The organism is Modestobacter sp. SYSU DS0511 (genome assembly GCF_054050755.1).
Genome location: NZ_JBJGZY010000059.1, coordinates 1 through 18,716 on the forward strand (window position 1 = coordinate 1; position 18,716 = coordinate 18,716).

16 protein-coding genes are annotated in these 18,716 nt (G+C 75.0%); 10 read left to right on the forward strand and 6 right to left on the reverse strand.

Annotation, left to right across the window (positions count from 1 at the left end):
* Window positions 1-277 precede the first annotated feature (277 nt).
* Genes ACI783_RS19035 through nudC form a run of 3 tightly spaced genes read left to right on the forward strand, consistent with a single transcriptional unit; the run spans window position 278 to window position 3,929 of the window.
* Window positions 278-1,585: a M16 family metallopeptidase gene (locus ACI783_RS19035; protein ID WP_457141902.1), complete on the forward strand. Its 1,308-nt coding sequence runs from the start codon at window positions 278-280 to the stop codon at window positions 1,583-1,585.
* Complete coding sequence (locus ACI783_RS19040) at window positions 1,582-2,955, forward strand: M16 family metallopeptidase (RefSeq protein WP_457141903.1); 1,374 nt, start codon at window positions 1,582-1,584, stop codon at window positions 2,953-2,955. The genes ACI783_RS19035 and ACI783_RS19040 overlap by 4 nt, the downstream gene beginning before the upstream one ends.
* Window positions 2,952-3,929: an NAD(+) diphosphatase gene (nudC, locus tag ACI783_RS19045; RefSeq protein ID WP_457141904.1), complete on the forward strand. Its 978-nt coding sequence runs from the start codon at window positions 2,952-2,954 to the stop codon at window positions 3,927-3,929. Before ACI783_RS19040 ends, nudC begins: the two co-directional genes overlap by 4 nt.
* Window positions 3,930-3,988: 59 nt before the next feature.
* Here the strand turns inward: nudC and ACI783_RS19050 are convergent, their stop codons facing one another.
* From ACI783_RS19050 to ACI783_RS19060, 3 genes are all read right to left on the reverse strand, one after another.
* On the reverse strand, window positions 3,989-4,561 hold the full coding sequence (locus ACI783_RS19050; protein WP_457141905.1) for a uridine kinase: 573 nt from the start codon (window positions 4,559-4,561) through the stop codon (window positions 3,989-3,991).
* Between the two features lie 95 nt (window positions 4,562-4,656).
* A complete protein-coding gene (locus tag ACI783_RS19055) occupies window positions 4,657-5,253 on the reverse strand; it encodes an ANTAR domain-containing protein (RefSeq protein ID WP_457141906.1) in 597 nt (198 codons plus the stop codon).
* Window positions 5,254-5,375: 122 nt separating this feature from the next.
* Window positions 5,376-5,639 carry a mycoredoxin gene (locus tag ACI783_RS19060; RefSeq protein ID WP_457141907.1) on the reverse strand — a complete coding sequence of 88 codons (264 nt, stop codon included), beginning with the start codon at window positions 5,637-5,639 and terminating at the stop codon, window positions 5,376-5,378.
* 147 nt (window positions 5,640-5,786) lie between these two features.
* Here ACI783_RS19060 and ACI783_RS19065 point away from each other — a divergent pair, with 147 nt between their 5' ends.
* The 4 genes from ACI783_RS19065 (at window position 5,787) to ACI783_RS19080 (ending at window position 9,156) form a co-directional block, all read left to right on the forward strand.
* Window positions 5,787-7,817, forward strand: a complete 2,031-nt coding sequence (locus ACI783_RS19065) for an ATP-dependent DNA helicase UvrD2 (protein WP_457084929.1) — start codon at window positions 5,787-5,789, stop codon at window positions 7,815-7,817.
* A 246-nt stretch (window positions 7,818-8,063) separates the two neighbouring features.
* On the forward strand, window positions 8,064-8,390 hold the full coding sequence (locus ACI783_RS19070) for a hypothetical protein (RefSeq protein ID WP_457141908.1): 327 nt from the start codon (window positions 8,064-8,066) through the stop codon (window positions 8,388-8,390).
* Window positions 8,391-8,537: 147 nt separating this feature from the next.
* Complete coding sequence (locus ACI783_RS19075) at window positions 8,538-8,873, forward strand: WhiB family transcriptional regulator (RefSeq protein ID WP_457141909.1); 336 nt, start codon at window positions 8,538-8,540, stop codon at window positions 8,871-8,873.
* Window positions 8,874-8,991: 118 nt separating this feature from the next.
* A complete protein-coding gene (locus ACI783_RS19080; protein WP_457084932.1) occupies window positions 8,992-9,156 on the forward strand; it encodes a hypothetical protein in 165 nt (54 codons plus the stop codon).
* Between the two features lie 76 nt (window positions 9,157-9,232).
* Here the strand turns inward: ACI783_RS19080 and ACI783_RS19085 are convergent, their stop codons facing one another.
* Both ACI783_RS19085 and ACI783_RS19090 read right to left on the reverse strand, forming a co-directional pair.
* On the reverse strand, window positions 9,233-10,555 hold the full coding sequence (locus ACI783_RS19085; RefSeq protein WP_457141910.1) for an ABC1 kinase family protein: 1,323 nt from the start codon (window positions 10,553-10,555) through the stop codon (window positions 9,233-9,235).
* Complete coding sequence (locus ACI783_RS19090) at window positions 10,548-11,624, reverse strand: ThiF family adenylyltransferase (protein WP_457141911.1); 1,077 nt, start codon at window positions 11,622-11,624, stop codon at window positions 10,548-10,550. Before ACI783_RS19090 ends, ACI783_RS19085 begins: the two co-directional genes overlap by 8 nt.
* A 341-nt stretch (window positions 11,625-11,965) precedes the next feature.
* Between ACI783_RS19090 and ACI783_RS19095 the strand changes: the two genes are divergently transcribed.
* The gene (locus ACI783_RS19095) at window positions 11,966-12,583 is read left to right on the forward strand and encodes a M48 metallopeptidase family protein (protein WP_457141912.1); all 618 of its coding nucleotides are present in this window, start codon (window positions 11,966-11,968) and stop codon (window positions 12,581-12,583) included.
* A 197-nt stretch (window positions 12,584-12,780) separates the two neighbouring features.
* Here the strand turns inward: ACI783_RS19095 and ACI783_RS19100 are convergent, their stop codons facing one another.
* Entirely contained in the window at window positions 12,781-14,196 is a 1,416-nt protein-coding gene (locus ACI783_RS19100; RefSeq protein ID WP_457141913.1) for a zinc-dependent metalloprotease, read from the reverse strand.
* A gap of 171 nt (window positions 14,197-14,367) precedes the next feature.
* Here ACI783_RS19100 and ACI783_RS19105 point away from each other — a divergent pair, with 171 nt between their 5' ends.
* Together ACI783_RS19105 and ACI783_RS19110 are read left to right on the forward strand one after the other, a co-directional pair.
* A complete protein-coding gene (locus tag ACI783_RS19105; protein ID WP_457141914.1) occupies window positions 14,368-15,390 on the forward strand; it encodes a YlbL family protein in 1,023 nt (340 codons plus the stop codon).
* 233 nt (window positions 15,391-15,623) lie between these two features.
* Window positions 15,624-18,605 carry a UPF0182 family membrane protein gene (locus tag ACI783_RS19110; protein WP_457141915.1) on the forward strand — a complete coding sequence of 994 codons (2,982 nt, stop codon included), beginning with the start codon at window positions 15,624-15,626 and terminating at the stop codon, window positions 18,603-18,605.
* Window positions 18,606-18,716: the final 111 nt, after the last annotated feature.

Here is an 18,716-nt window from a genome sequence, read left to right on the forward strand (position 1 = left end):
CCCCCCCCCCCCCCCCCCCCCCCCCCCCCCCCCCCCCCCCCCCCCCCCCCCCCCCCCCCCCCCCCCCCCCCCCCCCCCCCCCCCCCCCCCCCCCCCCCCCCCCCCCCCCCCCCCCCCCCCCCCACGGGGGGTGGGGTCCAGGATGCTCGTGCTCTGCTCACCACGGGTGAGCAGAGCACAAGCGTCGGCGGGGTCCCTCCGGGCCGCCTCGGTCGCACCTGCCCGAACGGGCGAACCGCTGGGCGGCGCGTCGGCGGGCGCGGTTAGGGTCGGCCGTGTGACAGCAACTGCGGACGACCTGGTCCTGCGCCACCCGGTCGAGCGGTTCACGCTCGACAACGGGCTGCGCGTGGTCCTGGCGCCCGACCGGAGTGTCCCCGTCGTCGCCGTCAGCGTCTTCTACGACGTCGGCATGCGTTCCGAGCCGCCGGGCCGCACCGGCTTCGCCCACCTGTTCGAGCACATGATGTTCCAGGGTTCGGCGAACGTCCCGAAGATGGAGCACGCCCGGCTGGTGCAGGCCGCCGGCGGCACCTTCAACGGCTCCACGCACCAGGACTACACGAACTACTTCCAGGCGCTGCCGGCCGAGGCGCTCGAGCGGGCCCTCTTCCTGGAGGCGGACCGGATGGCCGCCCCGGCCATCACCGAGGAGAACCTCCGCAACCAGATCGACGTGGTGAAGGAGGAGATCCGGGTCAACGTGCTCAACCGCCCCTACGGCGCCTTCCCGTGGCTGCAGCTGCCGCCGATCGCGTTCGAGACCTTCGCCAACACCCACGACGGCTACGGCTCCTTCGTCGACCTGGAGTCCTCCACGGTCGACGACGCGCGAGACTTCTTCGACCGCTACTACGCCCCGGCCAACGCGGTGCTGTGCATCGGCGGCGACCTGGACGTCGCCGAGACCGAGCAGTTGGTCCGCCGCTGGTTCGACCAGGTGCCCGCCCGCCCCGCCCCGCCGATGCCGAACACCGGCGAGCCCTCGCCGACCGCCGTCCGGCGCGGCGTGGTCGAGGACCCGCTGGCCCCGGCCCCGGCGGTCGCGATCGGCTGGCGGGTGCCCGACCCGGTGAACGACCTGGACACCTACCTCGGCACGGTGCTGCTCACCGAGCTGCTGAGCGAGGGCGACGCCTCCCGGCTGGAGCGCCGGCTGCTGCACACCGACCACCTCGCGGTCGGGCAGAGCAGCTACCTGGGCCTGTTCGGTGACCCGTTCGACGTCCGCGACGCCACACTGCTGGTCACCCAGGTGCACCATCCGGCGGAGGTCGAGACCGACGCGGTGCTGCGCGCCGTGCACGAGGAGGTCGAGAAGGTGGCCACCGACGGAGTCCCCGCCGAGGAGCTCGCCCGGGTGACCGCCCGGGCCGAGGCCCAGCTGCTGCAGCAGGCCGACTCCGTGCTCGGCCGCACGCTCGGCTTCGCGGCCGCGGAACTGATCCACGGCCGTGCCGAGCTGGCCGGTGAACTGGCCGCGCGGCTCGCCGCGGTCACCCCCGACCAGGTGCAGACGGCGGCGCGCGGGCTGTCCCCGGACACCGCTGCGGTGCTCGAGCTGCGTGCGGGCGGTGCCCGATGAGCGCCCCGGTGCTGGTGCCGCCGCTGGGCGACCCCCGGCCCATGCCCGTTCCGCAGGTGCACGAGACGACGCTGCCCAACGGCCTGCGCCTGGTCGTCGTACCTCGCCCCGGCGTGCCGCTGATCGAGCTGCGGCTGCGGGTGCCCTTCGCCGCGGCCACCCCGCGCACCGCCGCCGTGCACGCCGCGCGCACCGCCGTCCTCAGCGGCGCAGTGCTGCTGGGCACCGCCCGGCACGACGAGCTGGAGCTCGCCCAGCTGCTGCAGGCACAAGGCGCCGAGCTGTCGGTCTCGGCCGACGCCGACCGCCTGCTGCTCGCCACCACGATGCTGCCCGGTGGCCTGGGCGAGGTGCTCGGGGTCGTCGCCGAGCTGCTCGGCTCGGCCACCTACCCGGCGCGCCAGGTCGAGGCCGAACGGTCCCGGGTCGGGGAGCGGCTGCGCATCGCCCGCTCCCAGCCGGGGCTCATCGCCCGCACCGCCCTGGCCGAGCGCCGGTACGGCTCGCACCCCTACGCCCAGCAGCTGCCGTCGGCCGAGCTGGTCGGGGCGGTCACCCCGGCGGCGCTGCGCAAGCTGCACCGCGACCGGGTGCTGCCCGCGGGCAGCACCCTGGTGCTGGTCGGCGACGTCGACCCGGTCGCGGCGACCGACGCGGTGGGCACCGCCCTGGCGGGCTGGACCGCCGAGGGCGTCGCCGTCACCGCGCCGCCCGCTCCGGCGACCGCTCCCGGCCCGCTCCAGCTGGTGCACCGGGACGGCGCCGTGCAGTCGAACATCCGCCTCGGTGGCCCGGCCCCCGGCCGCACCGACCCGCAGCTGCCCGCCGTCCGGCTGGCCAGCATGGTGTTCGGTGGCTACTTCTCCTCCCGGCTGGTGGAGAACCTCCGCGAGCGGCGGGGGTACACCTACAGCCCGCGCAGCTCGGTGGAGCACCTGGTCGCCGGCTCCTCCTTCCTGGTCGACGCCGACGTCGCCACCGAGGTCACCGGCCCGGCGCTGCTGGAGACGGTCTACGAGCTCGGGCGCATGGCGCTGACCCCGGTCTCCGAGGCCGAGCTCGAGTCCGCCCGTCGCTACCTGCTCGGCACGCTCGCACTGGGCACCGCCACCCACGCCGGCCTGGCCAGCACCCTCTCCGCGCTGTTCGGATCGGGCCTGTCCGCCGAGTGGCTGGCCGACCACCAGCGGGCGCTGGCCGCCGTCGGGGTCGACGAGGTCACCGAGGCCGCCCGCCGGTGGCTCGCGCCCACCGCGCTGACCGCGGTCGTGGTCGGGGACGCCGAGCGGGTCGCCGACCCGCTCGGCGCGGTCGGTCCGGTCGAGGTCCGTCCGGTCCCGACCGCGCCGGCGCCGCAGGCCGGGGCGTGAGCGTCCCGCCCGGCGGCAGCACCCCGGCCGACAACCCCGCACCCGGCACCACACCGCCCGACGTCCGCGGGTTCTGGCCCGACGACCGCTACGCCGGCGCGGTCACCGAGACCCCGCTGCTCTCCCGCACCGCGCACGACCGCGGGCACCTCTCCCGGCTGTTGCCCGACCCCGCCCAGGGGCGGCCGGTGCGGGTGCTGCTCGTCGACGACCAGCGCGCCGCGCCGGTCCGCGATGCCGGCGGCCGGCCGGAGCTGGTCTACGACGAGCGCCCGACGATGCCCGAGAGCGCGATCTACCTCGGTGAGGCCGACGACGTCCCCTACGCCGTGCTGCGCACGCCGCGCCCGGCGGCACTCGACGGCCGGCAGGTCGACCGCTGGGCCGGCCTGCGCGAGGTGGGGGGCGAGCTCGGGGACCTCGACGCCGGTCTGCTGGCGCAGGCCGTGGGCATCATCGAGTGGCACGAGCGCAACCGGTTCTCACCGATGACCGGTGCGCGCACCACCATCGAGCGCGCCGGCTGGGTGCAGCGCGACCCGGAGAACGGCCGCGAGGTCTTCCCGCGCACCGATCCGGCGGTGATCATGCTCGTGCACGACGGCGGCGACCGCTGCGTCCTGGGCCGGCAGGCCGTCTGGCCGGCCGGGCGGTTCTCCATCCTGGCCGGCTTCGTCGAGCCGGGGGAGTCCGCGGAGGCGGCGGTGGCCCGCGAGGTGGCCGAGGAGGTCGGCATCCGCGTCACCGACGTGCGGTACGTCTCCAGTCAGCCCTGGCCGTTCCCGCAGTCGCTGATGCTGGGCTACGTGGCCCGCGCGGTCGACACCGACCTGCGCATCGACCACGACGAGATCGAGGAGGCGCGCTGGTTCAGCCGGGACGAGCTGCGCTCGGGCAGCGGCCCGCAGGCGCTGCCGCCCCGGGTCTCCATCGCGCGGCACATCATCGACCGCTGGGTGGCCGGCGAGCTCTGATGGCCCCGTCCCGAGGCCCGTCCCGAGCTCGCGAGGGATGAGGGGGACGGGATCGTCCCTCAGCTGAAGCGCCCCTGCAGGACGAGGGCGGGGCGGTCGGCGTGGTCGGCGAGCACCACCGCGTCGGCGAGCAGTTGCGGGTCGACCTCGTCGTCGTAGCGGTCGAAGGCGGGCAGCTCCCACTCCCGCTCCGCCGGCACCCGGCGGCGCCGGGCGGCCGGGCTGACCCGCAGGTGCACGACCACGTCGAAGGCCAGCCCCAGCCCCTGCAGCAGCGAGCCGGGCACCAGCAGCACGCCGCCGGCCGGAGCGGGGCGGTAGCTCTCGCGGGCCGCCCGGTCACGCGCCACGTCCCAGAGCGCGGGCAGGTACTCACCCGGGCCGCCGGGACCGCAGCGGTCCAGCACCTCCCGCGCCAGCGCGCCGGCGTCCAGCCAGTCGGAGTACCGGGCGTCGGGGTCGGTGCGGCCGTGCTCCAGTCGCAGGGACGCCGGGCGGTAGAAGCCATCGGCCGGCACGACCGCGGCCGCGCGGCTGAGGCCCGGCAGTCGTTCGGCCAGCGCGGTGGCCAGCGTTCCCGGCCCGGTCACCCCATCGGCGGCGCCCGGCAGCTCCGGGCCGTCGACGGCCACCCGCAGCGCGGCCGCGCCGGCCTCGGGCGGCAGCGGGGCGAGCAGCTCGGCCAGGCGATCGGCGAGGGCACCGGGGGAGAGCGGGAGCGGAGCGGTCAGCTCGGCGCTCCCGGGGCGGGCGCGTCGGTGCCGCTCGACCCCAGCACGTGCGGCGCCCGGCCGGCGCCGTCGTCGTGGGCGCCCCGGCGTCCCGGTGCCGGGTGCGGTGGCTCCGGGGAGAGGGAGGCCAACACCTCCAGAGCGAGGTCGGCGGCCGAGCGTCCCGAGCTGCGGGCCTGCTGGCGCAGCTGCTCGAAGGCCTCTCTCGGCGGGGCGTCGTGGCGCTCGGCGAGCACCCCGATCGCCCGCTCGATCGATACCCGGGCGGCCAGGGCGTGCTCCAGCTGGGCGATGGTGCGCCGCAGGGCCTGGACCTCCTCGGTCTCGGCACTGCCCTCGGCAGCCGCCGGTGCCGCGCCGGACCGGGCCGCCCGGCGGGCCTGACGGTCGGGCTCGGGACGGACCCCCAGCTCGCCGGCCACCAGGTCGGCGAGGGTCATCGCCTCGACCAGCGGGAGCCCGGTGTCGCCCTCCGCGCCGGCGGACTGGCCGACCCCGGCCGGGGGCTGCAGCACCGTCCACCCCGCCGTGGTGCGGGTCAGCAGCACGGCCGGCGCGCCGTCGGGCGTGCGCAGCGCCTCCGGTGGCAGCACGACCCAGGTGCTGCGGGTCGCGGCCAGGGGACAGTCGGCTGCGGCGGGCTCGGAGGCTGCGGACCCGTTCCCGCAACCCCCCGCGGGGCGGTCGTCGCCCCCGGAGGGCCGCGGGTCGGGGATCACGCGTCCGGGAGCTGCGCGAGCTGGCCCTTGACCTGCTCGATGCTCGGGTTGGTCAGCGCCGAGCCGTCGGCGAACACCAGGGTGGGCACGGTGCGGTTGCCGCCGTTGGCCTGCATGACCAGCTCGGCGGCGTTCTCGTCGGTCTCGATGTTGACCTCGGCGTAGTCGATCCCCTCGAGCTGCATCAGCTTCTTCAGCCGGACGCAGTAGCCGCACCAGCTGGTGGTGTACATCGTGACTGTGGGTGCCGGAGCGCTCATCGGGTGGATCCTCTCGCGTTCGTGCCCCGGAGGGCCACCCGGGGCGGGTGGCCCCGGCCCGGGGAGCCTGCCGGTGGGGCAACGCCCCGGTCCTGGGGATGCTTCCCCGGCCTGTCGTCCCGGGCTGGGAGGATCGGGGACGTGGGGATGCCGCGGACAGCAGAGGGCCGGATCGCAGCGGACGGGGTCCGGGAAGGGGCGGCGGGCGCCGAGGCGGTGCTGGCCGGCCTGGACGAGCAGCAGCGGGCGGCCGCGGCCGCGGTGCGGGGGCCGGTCTGCATCCTGGCCGGTGCCGGCACCGGCAAGACCCGCACGATCACCCACCGGATCGCCTACGGCGTGCACCTCGGGGAGTTCGTCCCCGAGCAGGTGCTCGCGGTGACCTTCACCGCCCGCGCCGCCGGTGAGCTGCGCGGGCGGCTCTCCGCGCTCGGTGTGGGGGGTGTCCAGGCCCGCACCTTCCACTCCGCGGCGATGCGCCAGCTGCGCTACTTCGCCCCCCGGGTCCTCGGCGGCCCGATGCCGGAGCTGATCGAGAACAAGCTCCGGGTCGTCGCCGGCGCGGCGACCCGCAACCGGCTCACCACCGACCGCACCAGCCTGCGCGACCTCGCCAGCGAGATCGAGTGGGCCAAGACCACGCTGGCCACGCCGGAGGACTACCCGGCCCGGGCCGCGGCGGCGGGGCGGGAACTGCCCTTCGACGCCGCGGCGGTCGCCGAGGTGTACCGCAGCTACGAGTCGGCCAAGCAGCGTGACGGCACGTTGGACTTCGAGGACCTGCTGCTGGTCACGGCCTACGCCATCGAGGAGCACCCGGACGTCGCCCGGGAGGTGCGCGCGCAGTACCGGCACTTCGTCGTCGACGAGTACCAGGACGTCAACCCGCTGCAGCAGCGGCTGCTCGACGCCTGGCTCGGCGGGCGCGCCGAGGTCTGCGTGGTCGGTGACCCGAACCAGACGATCTACTCCTTCACCGGTGCCGACCCGGACTACCTGCTGGGCTTCGCCGACCGGTACGGCGACGCCGAGGTGGTCAAGCTCGAGCGTGACTACCGCTCGACCCCGCAGGTGGTCGGGCTGGCGAACAAGCTCATCGGCCAGGCCCCGCCCCGCAAGGGCCTGCCGGGGCTGCGGCTGCTGGGGCAGCGTCCGGAGGGCCCGGCCCCCCGGTTCGTCGAGCACCCCGACGAGCCGGCCGAGGCCGCCGCGGTGGCGAAGGCCTGCCGGGAGCTCATCGACAGCGGGCTGCCGGCCAGCGAGATCGCCGTCCTGTTCCGGATCAACGCCCAGTCCCAGGTCTACGAGTCCGCGCTGGCCGACGTCGGTGTGCCGTACGTGCTCAAGGGCGGTGAGCGGTTCTTCGAGCGGCCCGAGGTGCGCGAGGCGGTCCTGCTGCTGCGCGGCGCGGCTGCCGGTGGGCACGAGGAGGGCGCCCTGGTGCCCACCGTGCGCGACGTGCTGGCGTCCGTGGGCTGGGCCGAGCACCAGCCGCCGGCCGGTGGCGCGGCCCGGGACCGGTGGCAGTCGCTGGCCGCGCTGGTCGACCTCGCCGTCGACCTGGTGGCCGAGCAGCCCACGCTCGACCTCGCCGGGTTCGTCGCCCACCTCGCCGAGCGCGCCAACGCCCAGCACGCGCCGACCGTGCAGGGCGTGACGCTCGCGTCGATGCACGCGGCCAAGGGCCTGGAGTGGGACGCGGTGTTCGTCGTCGGCCTGGTCGACGGCGTCGTGCCGATCGCCCAGTCGCAGTCTCGTCCGGAGGCGGTCGAGGAGGAGCGGCGGCTGCTCTACGTCGCGGTGACCCGGGCCCGCGAGCAGCTCACCCTCTCCTGGTCGCTGGCGCGCAACCCCGGCGGGCGCCGGGCCCGGCCGCGCAGCCGCTTCCTCGACGGGCTGGCCCCGGACACCGCCGCGGCGCCCCGGCGCCCGGCGAAGCGGCCCAAGGTCGTGCTGGAGGGGGAGGCCGGTGAGCGGTTCGAGCGGCTGCGCGCCTGGCGGAGCAGCACCGCCCAGGAGGCGTCCGTCCCGGCCTACGTGGTGTTCACCGACGCCACCCTGCAGGCGATCGCCGAGACCCGGCCGACGTCGCTGCGCGAGCTGTCCGCGCTGCCCGGCGTCGGGGCCCGGAAGCTCGAGCTCTACGGCGCCGGGGTGCTCGCGGCCATCGACGGCTGATCGCCCGCCTGACCTGGGAGAACACACTTCTCCGCGATTCACCGGTAATTCGATTGACCCGTTCGTCGGCCAGCCCCTAGCCTTCGCTGCAGCACCTGGGGGTGACCCAGGACGCACTCGGCAGGACCGGAGACGGCGCCGCCGACGACCAGCACCACCCAGGACAGAGCACCACCGAGGACAGAGCACCACCAGCAGGGAGCACGGCCGGCAGGCCGGGCTCCGACCCCGGAGAGGAGGGGCCCCGTGAACAGCACCGACTTCGTCGTGACCGGCCTGGGCGTCGTGGCCCCCGAGCCGGCCGCTGCCGTGTGCGCCACCGCGTGGACCGAGCGCGCCGTCCTGATGGCGCCCACCGCCGCTCCGTTCCAGGGGACCGGTCTGCCCGCCGTCCGGCTGCGCGGCCTGCTCTCCGGCGCGGACGCCACCCCGAAGCGCACCGGTGCGCGCTACGGCACCGATGCGCACCTGATCGCCCCCACTCGCACGGGCCTCGCCGCCACCGGCGTCCCCGCGCAGCGCGCCACCAGCACCACCCCGGGTGACCTGCCCCCGGAAGACCCGCTGAGCTAGCCGCTCGGCTGGTCCTCCTCGAGGCCGCGGAACCCGGAAACCGGGATCCGCGGCCTTCGTCTTTCTCTGCCTCGCGGACCCACCCCGACCACCGGTCGGCGGGACCCCGTCGACCGGCCTACCGACCGAGGAAGAGGAGGAGCGGTCGTGCCGACCACGATCGAGCCCGCGACCCACCGCCGGCGAGGGATCGACCGCACGCACGTGTCCACCACCGGGCCGACCCCGGCGCCGCGCCGCACGCTGCCCTGCCGGGCGTCGTCCGACCCGGACCTGTGGTTCGCCGAGGCGCCGGCCCAGCTCGAGCAGGCCAAGAGCCTGTGCGTCGAGTGTCCCGTCCGGGCGTCCTGCCTGGCCGGAGCGCTCGACCGGGCCGAGCCATGGGGTGTCTGGGGCGGGGAGATCTTCGACCGCGGTGTCGTGATCGCCCGCAAGCGGCCGCGGGGGCGTCCCCCCAAGGTCCGGGCGGAGGTCGCGGCATGAGCCACACCCACCGCAGCACCAGGCCGGCCGCCGTCCGACGTCCGGGCGGCAGCCGGCCCGTGACCCGATGCACCACCCACCGGCGCCGCACGGCGCCCCCGCACCCGGAGGACCCGCGATGTTCCTGATGGACCCCGACCTGGTCCTCGACCAGGTACGGCAACGACTGGCCGACGCCGACCGGTCGGCGCGCGCGCGACGGATCGCCACCGCCCGCCGCTGCGACCGCCGGGCGGAGCGGGCCACCCGCCGCGCTGCCCGGGCCGGGGCGGCGGTCTGGTGAGCCCGGCCACCCGGCACCCCACCCGGGTGCGGCGACGGCCCACCGCCGCCGCACCCGGGTGCTCCGGGGTGGACCGTCAGCCGGCGAAGCCCGGCAGCCACTCCTCGCACACGCCCCGGTAGGGCGCCTGTGCGTCGAGCTGGCAGAGCACCCCGATCGACCCGATGGTCACCCGGTGGATCAGCAGGTACGCCGGCGGCAGGTTCAGCTGGCGCCCCAGCCGACTGGCGTCGCTGCGCGGGTCACCGATCCGCACGGCCTGCTCCTGCATCCACGTGCGGGTGAACTGGAAGGACGGAACTGCGATCGGCTCCAGGAACGGCAGCACGAAGTCGAGCACGCTCTCGGCGTCGACCTCGACATTCGGCCGGACGAAGCCCTCCTTCCGCAGGTCGGTCAGCACGTCCTCGGCCCGGCCCTCCAGCGCCCACCGCACCAGGCGGCCGATCGGCTCGGGCAGACCCTCGGGCAGCCGGGCTGTGGCGCCGAAGTCGATGACCCCGAGCCGCCCGTCGGGCAGCAGCCGGTAGTTGCCCGGGTGCGGGTCGGCGTGCAGCAACCGTGCCCGCTGCGGACCGGAGAAGTGCAGCACCGCCATCAGGTGCCCGGCGCGGTCGCGCTGCTCCCGGGTGCCGTGGGCGATGATCCGGGACAGCGGGGTGCCCTCCTGCCACTCGGAGACGATGACCTTGGGCGCGCTGGCCACCACCCGCGGGACGGCGATCTGCTCGTCGTCGGCGTAGGCCGCGGCGAAGCCCCGCTGCGCGTCGGCCTCCAGCCCGTAGTCCAGTTCCTCCTCGGCGCGGACCTTCAGCTCGGCGATCAGCGGCTTGATCTCCATGCCCGGGAACAGCACGGCGAACATCCGCGCGAAGCGGGCGAGCTGGTTCAGGTCGGCCATCAACGCCGTCCCGGCCCCGGGGTACTGGATCTTCACCGCGACGTCCCGACCGTCGCGCCAGGTCGCCCGGTGCACCTGACCGATGCTGGCCGCGGCGGCCGGGGTGTCGTCGAAGTCGCGGAACCGCTCCCGCCACCGGCCGCCGAGCTGCTGCGCCAGCACGGCGTGCACGGTGCGCACCGGCATCGGCGGCGCGGCCTCCTGCAGCTTGACCAGCGCCTCGCGGTAGGGGCCGGCCACCTCGTCGGGCACCGCCGCTTCGAAGATGGACAGCTGCTGGCCGAGCTTCATCGCCCCGCCCTTGAGCTGCCCGAGCACGGCGAAGAGCTGCTCCGCGGTGCGCTGCTGGAGTTCGGCGTCGACCTCCTCGGCCGGCCGGCCGGACAGTCGCTTGCCGATGCCGAGGGTGGCCCGCCCGGCGGCGCCCAGCGGCAGAGCTGCCAGCCGGGCCGTTCGGGACACCGCCCCCCGTGGGATGTCCCGCTCGGTGTCACTCACCAGCCCATTGTCCCCTCTCCGCCGCGACCCCGCCCTCTGCTGCGGCGCCGCAGCCGCACGCGGGGTGCGGCGGCCAGCGGCGCAGGCGGGGTTCCAGCGACGGTGGTCGCAGCTCCACCGCGGCGTCGAGGACGGCCGGGGCCCGGTCGCCGCCGTCGAGGTGGGCGAGCGCCTGGACGGCCGCGGTCACCGCGGTGGCCAGGCAGGTCAGGGTGCTGCCCGCCGGACCCGGCCGGCTGGCGGCGAGCTGGACGGCGATCGCCGGCCAGGCCGGGTCGTCGTCCCGGCGCCACCCCTCGGCACAGCGCAGGCAGCTGCTCACGCCCGGCAGGACGAGCGGACCGACCACTCCGGTCTCCCCGCGCACCGTGGCGACCAGGTGCGCCACCCCGTCGCGGTGCAGCGCGGCGGTCAGCGGGTCGACGGCCGCCCACGGGCGGCACAGCACCACCAGGTCGGGGTGCTGCTCCGGGGGCAGTGGGCGCAGGTCGGTCAGCGGGCTGGCCCGCCGGACCGCGTCGGCCGCCGCCAGCACCCGCGGCCGGCCCTCGTCGACGACGGCGACGCCGCCGACGACCGGTTCTCCGGCGGTCGTCAGCCCGCGATCGCGGACGGAGACCCGCCCGACGCCGCTGGCGGCCAGCAGGGCCGCGAGCGGGGTGCCGACCCGGGTCGCGCCCTCGACGACGACCGAGCTCTGCCGCCGGACCCGCCAGCGCCCGGCGGCGACGGTGGGCAGCTCCAGGTCGGCCCGGGAGGCGGCCGCCGGGCCGGGGTCGGTGGCCAGCAGGTCGCCGGCGCTGACCTCGTGCAGCAGCCCGGCGCCGCGGAGCCCGGCCAGCAGGTCCTCGACGACGTCGTCGCCGAGCCCGGCCGCGGACCAGTCGCCGCGCAGGGCGCGCTCGGTGCGCCGGCCGTCGATGCCGGTGAGCAGCCGGGCGATCTCCGGACCGGCCGGCCACACCCGTACGCCGTCGCGCCCGTCGGCACCGCCGACCTGCACCGTGCCCTCGTCCGGGCAGGACACCGGCGTGGTGGCGGGGAGCAGGGGGTGCGGGGTCTCGGTCACCGGCAGCAGGGTGCCAGCGGGTGGGGCGCCCGTGCCGACGTCGTCCACAGGCCGGCTGGCGTGGACCGGTCGCAGCTGGCCCACACCCTGTGCACGAAGGTGTGGACACGGTGGGGAAGCGGTGGGATCGGGCTGTGCACGGACGGGGGACCGGCGCGCGGCCGACCCGGCCGGCGGGCCGCTCACCTGCGCCGACGCCGTCGTCGGGGTGTGGAGGAGGAGACTGCGTTCCACCGTTCGGGGGATCCGTCGGCAGCGGCTGTCCACTGACCGTGTGGACCTGTCCACCACCGGGTGTCGGCCCGCTGGGCGGACCCCGCGCCGACGGCTACCGTGCGTCCGTGCACCAGCGACCCGAGCGCCGCCCGGACGCCCCGCCCGCCGCCGCGGACGAGGCGCTGACGACCGTGGCCGGACCCATCGAGGTGCGGCGCAGTGCTCGGCGACGGCGGACCGTGACCGCGTACCGGGAGAACGGCCGCACCATCGTGCTGATCCCGGCCGCGTTCAGCGCGGCCGAGGAGCGACGCTGGGTCGACCAGATGGTGGCCAAGCTGCAGACCCGGGAGGAGCGGCGCAAGCGCACCCTCGGCTCGGACGAGGACCTGATGGCGCGCGCCCGGCAGCTCGCGGACGCGCACCTCGACGGGCGCGCCGTGCCGGTCAGCGTGCGCTGGGTCGACAACCAGAACCGCCGCTGGGGGTCGTGCACCCCCGCCGACGGCACGATCCGGTTGTCCAGCCGGCTGCGGGGGATGCCCGAGTTCGTCGTCGACTACGTCCTGGTGCACGAGCTCGCCCACCTGATCGAGCCCAACCACGACCAGCGCTTCTGGGCGCTGGTGCACGCCTACCCGCGGGCCGAGCGGGCGCTCGGGTTCCTCGAGGGCGTCGAGCACGGCGGGCGGACCGCGCCCGCCGCGGCCGACGGCGACCTGGAGCCCGGCGCCATCGACTGACGAAGGTCGAAGGACCCCGTCCTCCTCACCCCTCGCAGGCTCGGGGCGAGCCTCGGGACGGGGCCGATCCCCACCGCTCGCACGCTCGCGGCGGGCCCCTGCGGCGGGGCCGTTCCAGCACGTCACCGCGCTCGCGCGGTGGGCCCCTGCGGCGGGGCCGTTCCAGCACGTCACCGAGGTCGGACGGGGCCCCGCGCTCAGCTGCGGGGGGTGTCGCCGTTCTCCGGGTCGTCGCCCTGCGGCTCCCCACCGTCAGCGGCTTCGTCGCGGGACTGCTCGTCGAGCCCGTCGGCGGTGAGCTGGGCGAGGGGGTCCCCGGCGCCCTGACGGGCGACGAAGTCCAGCGGCTCGTCGAGGTCCTCGGAGGTGGGCAGCAGGTCCGGGTGCGACCAGAGCCGGTCGCGCTCCGCGCTGCCGTGCTGCTGGGCCATGGCCCCCCACACCGTGCTGGCGTCGCGCAGCCGGCGCGGCCGCAGCTCCAGCCCGACCAGCGTGGCGAACGTCTGCTCGGCCGGGCCGCCGGAGGCTCGGCGACGGCGCATCGTCTCGGCCAGCGCGGAGTGCCCGGGCAGGCGCTCGGCGGCCGCGGCGGCGACCACGCTGTCCACCCAGCCCTCGACCAGGGCCAGCAGGGTCTCCAGCCGGCGCAGGGCCATCTGCTGCTCAGGGGTCTCCTCGGGCTCCAGCACCCCGCTGCCCAGCAGTCGCTGGATGCTCTCCGGGTCGCTGGGGTCCAGGCCGCCCTCCATGCCGCCCATCGCCTCCTGGATGCCCCGCTCGATCGCCTCGCGGTCGACGTGGATGCCCCGGGCGTAGGCGTGCACGGCGTCGGTCAGCTGCTGGCGCAGCCACGGGACGTGCGCGAACAGCCGCTGGTGGGCGGCCTCGCGCAGCGCGAGGAAGAGGCGGACCTCGTCCTCGGGACGGTCCAGCCCGGCACCGAAGGCGGCGACGTTCTGCGGCACCAGCACGCCGGCGCCCTGCGGGCCCAGCGGCAGCCCGACGTCGGTGCTGGTGGTGACCTCGTCGGCGAGCCGGGCCAGCGCCTGTCCGACCTGGGCGCCGAACATGACGCCGCCCATCTGGCCCATGATCCCGGCCAGCGGGCCGGCGATCGCTGCGGCCTCGGCGGGCAGTGCGCTGGTCATGGCGGCGACCACCCGCTCGGCCAGCGGGTCGATGAGCGCGGCCCACGCCGGCAGGGTCTGCTCCACCCACTCCACGCGCGACCAGGCCAGACCGCGGTCGATGCCCGAGGGCAGCTCGGTGACCTGGTCCAGCCAGAGGTCGGCCAGGCGCAGCGCCTCGGTGACCGCGGACCGCTCGCCGGCGGAGGTGGGCTGGTGCCCCGGGGCCAGCTGGCTGATCGCCCCCTGGCGCGCCAGGTCCCAGTTCACCGGGCCGCCGGACCAGTTCATCAGCTTCTGCAGCTCGGCGAACAGCGGCATCTTGCCCATCAGGTCGGCCGGGCCGCCGGCGCCGCCGGCAGCGCCGAAGAGGGCCCCCAGGCCGAACGGGTCGTTCCCGGCCGGGCCACCGCCCGAGCCGCCGGACTCGCCCCGGCGCTCGGGATCGCGGTCGGGTGGGCCGAAGCCGAACGGGAGATCACTCATGACCCCACCGTAGACGCGGGCGGCGGTCCGCAGCGCACCTCCGGGCGCTGCCCGGCGGCCCGCGGTCGCGCTCGGAGCGGAGCGCGTCCCGCGGCGGCCGGCGGCAGGTCACCTACTCTCGCCGTTCGACAGGCGACGCTGGGTCGGTGTCGCGCCGGACGAGGGGGAGTCGTGAGCCGTCGGACCACCGTGCTGGTCGCCGGGTCGGTGTTGCTGTTCGTGTTCGGCGCGCTCGGCTCGCTGCTGCCGGTGCCCTACGTCGCGCAGGTGCCCGGCCCGACCTACAACACGCTCGGCGAGATCGACGGCACCCCGATCATCAACGTGGTGGGCCGGGAGGAGAACGAGACCTCGGGGAACCTCAACCTGACCACGGTCGGGGTCCCCTCCGGGCCGCTGACGCTGGTCGGCGCGGTGCAGGGCTGGTTCGACGACGAGGTCACCGTGGTGCCCCGGGAGCAGATCTACCCGTCGGGCCAGTCGGAGGAGGAGACCCGCCAGCAGAACCGGCAGGCCTTCCTCACCTCCGAGCAGGCCGCCCGCGGAGCGGCGCTGGGCGAGCTCGGCTACCCGGAGGCGGTCGTCGTCCAGGAGCTGGTCGACGGCTCCCCGGCCGAGGGGACGCTGCAGGCCGGTGACGCCGTCCGGGCCGTGGCGGGCACGCCGACGCCGGACTTCGAGACGCTCGCCGCGGTGCTCGGCGCGATCGAGCCGGGCACCGAGGTCGAGGTCGAGTACACCCGGCTCGGCGTCACCGGCAGCGGCACCGTGACGACGACGGCCGCGCCGGACGGGGAGGGCGCGGCGCTCGGCATCAGCGTGCTGGAGACCCCGCACGCACCGTTCGACGTCGAGATCCAGGTGAACGACGTCGGTGGCCCGTCGGCGGGGCTGATGCTCAGCCTGGGCATCATCGACCTGGTGGGGGACACCGATCTCACCGAGGGTGCCGTGGTGGCGGGCACCGGGACGATCGACGTCGACGGTGCCGTGGGGCCGATCGGCGGCGTCCCGCTGAAGCTGGTCTCCGCCCGGGAGATCGGCGCCGACCTGTTCCTGGTGCCCAGCGAGAACTGCGCTGAGGCGCTCGCGAACGCGCAGCCGGGCCTGCCGATGGCCGAGGTGGCCACCCTCGACGACGCGCTCCGGGCCCTGGCGGACCTGCGGGCGGGGGTCATCCCCGACCTCTGCTGACCCAGGTGGCCCGAGCGGCTCGGGAACCCGGCGCGGTCACGAACAGTTGAGGATGCGACCCGGGAGTGTCCGGTGCCCCACCGGCGCCGCCGATGCCCCTACGGTCGGACCTGGGCTCCCGGCCCCGCGCCGGGCCCGGGAACGCCCCGCGAGCACGATCTCTGCGAGGACACCGCTCCTCGAGAACACCGTTCTTCGAGTACGTCGCAACAGACAGGAGACCGACCGTGGCCATGCGGCCCCCCGTGCCGGTGCCGACGCTGTCCCGGCGCGCCAAGCTGGTCATCGGCGTCGTCGCCGTCCTGCTGGTGCTGTTCAGCGTCATCGGCACCCTGACCAACGTCTACGTCGACTACCTCTGGTTCGACGAGACGAACTTCACCGAGGTCTTCTGGACCGAGGTGCAGACCCGCGCCCTGCTGTTCGCGGTGGTCGGCGTGGCCACCGGCGGCCTGGTGGGGCTGGCGGTGTACCTGGCCTACCGCTTCCGGCCGACCTTCCGGCCGATGTCGCTGGAGCAGCAGAACCTCGAGCGCTACCGGCAGTCGATCGAGCCGCGTCGCAAGACGCTGCTGACCGCGCTCGCCGTGGTGCTCGGCCTGTTCGCCGGCTTCACCGCCCAGGGCAGCTGGCGCACCTGGCTGGAGTTCCGCAACGCCACCGACTTCGGGCGGACCGACCCGCAGTTCGGCCTGGACCTGTCCTTCTTCGTCTTCGACTATCCCTTCTACCGGCTGGCGCTGGGCTTCGGGTTCGCCATCGTGCTGCTGGCCCTGATCGGCTCGGTGCTCACGCACTACGTCTTCGGCGGCCTGCGGCTGCAGACGCCGGGGCAGAAGCTCAGCGGTGCCGCCCGGGTGCAGCTGTCGGTGCTGGTCGGGCTGTTCGTCGCGCTGAAGGCGGTGGCCTACTGGCTGGACCGCTACGGGCTGGTCTACTCCAACCGCGGTGACGTCTTCACCGGCGCCAGCTACACCGACGTGAACGCGCTGCTGCCGGCGAAGAACATCCTGGTCTTCGTGGCGGCCATCTGCGCCATCGCCTTCTTCGCCAACATCCTGGTGCGCAACACGCTGCTGCCGGCGGCCGCGCTGGTGCTGCTGCTGGTCGCCAGCCTGGTGATCGGGGTGGCCTACCCGGCGATCGTGCAGCAGTTCGTCGTCCGCCCCTCGGCCGACCAGCGGGAGCAGGAGTACATCGAGCGGGCCATCCAGAGCACGTTGGCCGCCTACGACCTCGATGCGGTCGAGTACGTGCCCTACGCGCAGGACCAGACCACCGGTGGGCAGGCCGAGGACGGCGACGTCACCGACACCGTCGACACCGAGGCCGCGCTGGCCGAGCTGGCGGACTCCCCGACCATCTCCAACGCCCGGCTGCTGGACCCGAACGTGCTGTCGGCGACGTTCACCGCCCGCCAGCAGATCCGCAACATCTACGGCTTCCCGGACAAGCTGGACATCGACCGGTACGCCGTCGACGGCGAGCTGCAGGACTACGTGGTCGCCGTCCGGGAGCTTGACCAGTCCGGCCTGAGCGAGAACCAGAGCAGCTGGATCAACCGGCACACCGTCTACACCCACGGCAACGGCTTCGTCGCCGCGCCGGCCAACCAGGTGGTGGCCGGTCAGGAGGGCGGCGAGCCGAACTTCACCACCGGCAACCTGCCGACCACCGGTGACATCGAGGTCGACCAGGCCCGCATCTACTACGGCGAGCTGATGAACGTCGCCGGCCAGGACGTCTACTCGGTGGTCGGCGCGCCGGAGGGGACGACGCCCCGGGAGTTCGACCAGCCCGAGGGCGGGTCGGGTGACGGTCAGATCAACTCCACCTACGACGGCGAGGGCGGGGTGTCGATCGGGAGCTTCTTCCGGCAGCTGACCTTCGCGATCTTCTACCGCGAGCGGAACTTCCTGCTCTCGGGTGCGGTCAACGACGAGTCGAAGGTCCTCTACGTCCGCGACCCGCTGCAGCGGGTGGAGAAGGCCGCGCCGTTCCTGACCGTGGACGGGGACCCGTACCCCGCGGTCATCGACGGCCGGGTCACCTGGATCCTCGACGGGTACACGACGTCGGACGCCTACCCCTACGCCGAGCAGATGTCGCTGGGTGAGGCGGCCACCGACGCCCTGACGGGCGTCGGCACCACGGCCCTGCCGAACGAGCAGTTCAACTACATCCGCAACTCGGTCAAGGCCACCGTCGACGCCTACGACGGCACGGTGACGCTCTACGCCTGGGACCAGGAGGCCAACCTCGACCCGGTCCTGCAGACGTACATGAAGGCCTTCCCGGACGTCGTGCAGCCGCAGAGCGACATGTCCGAGGAGCTGATCAGCCACGTCCGGTACCCGGAGGACCTGTTCAAGCTCCAGCGGGACGTGCTGACCCGGTACCACGTGGCCAACCCGGTGGACTTCTACAACCAGAACGACCGGTGGCAGGTGCCCACGGACCCGACCCAGGAGACCTCGGAGGCGCAGCCGCCGTACTACATCCTGGCGCAGCGGCCGGGGGATGAAGAGGCGACCTTCCAGCTGACCAGCGCGCTGAACGCGTTCCGGCGGGAGAACCTCTCCTCCTTCATCTCCGCGTCCTCGGCGCCGGAGAGCTACGGGGAGATCCAGGTGCTGCGACTGCCGGGGAACACTCCTTACCGCGGCCCTCAGCAGGTGCAGAACTCGTTCACGAGCAACAACCAGGTCCGCCCGGACCTGACGCTGTTCAACAGCGAGAACTCCACGGCCGTGTTCGGCAACCTGCTGACCCTGCCGATCGGCGACGCCGGGTTGCTGTACGTGGAACCGCTCTACGTGGAGGGCACCGGCGAGAACGCCTTCCCGCTGCTGCAGAAGGTGCTGGTGAACTACCAGGACCGGATCGGCTACGCGAACACCCTGGCCGAGGCGCTGGAGCAGGTCTTCGGTCCGGGTGCGGGGGAGGCCGCCCCTGACGTCGACGACGCCGCGGGCGGAACGGAGACACCCGTCACGGAGGACCCGGATGCCTCGCCGCCGGCGGACGGTGGCGGGGGTGGGTCCCCGACGCTCGAGGCTGCGGTCGCGGACATCGACGAGGCGCTGGAGGCGCTGGCGGACGCACAGCGCAACGCCGACTTCGCGGCGATCGGGCAGGCCCAGGCCGACCTGCAGGAGGCGGTGGAGGCCTACCAGGCGGCGCAAGCCGCCGGAGCGGCCGCGCCGGCCGACTGACGGACGGGGGGGGGGGGGGGGGGGGGGGGGGGGGGGGGGGGGGGGGGGGGGGCGGGGGGGGGGGGGGGGGTGGGTTGTGTTTTTAAGACCTCTAGAATTCTTTTGTTGTTT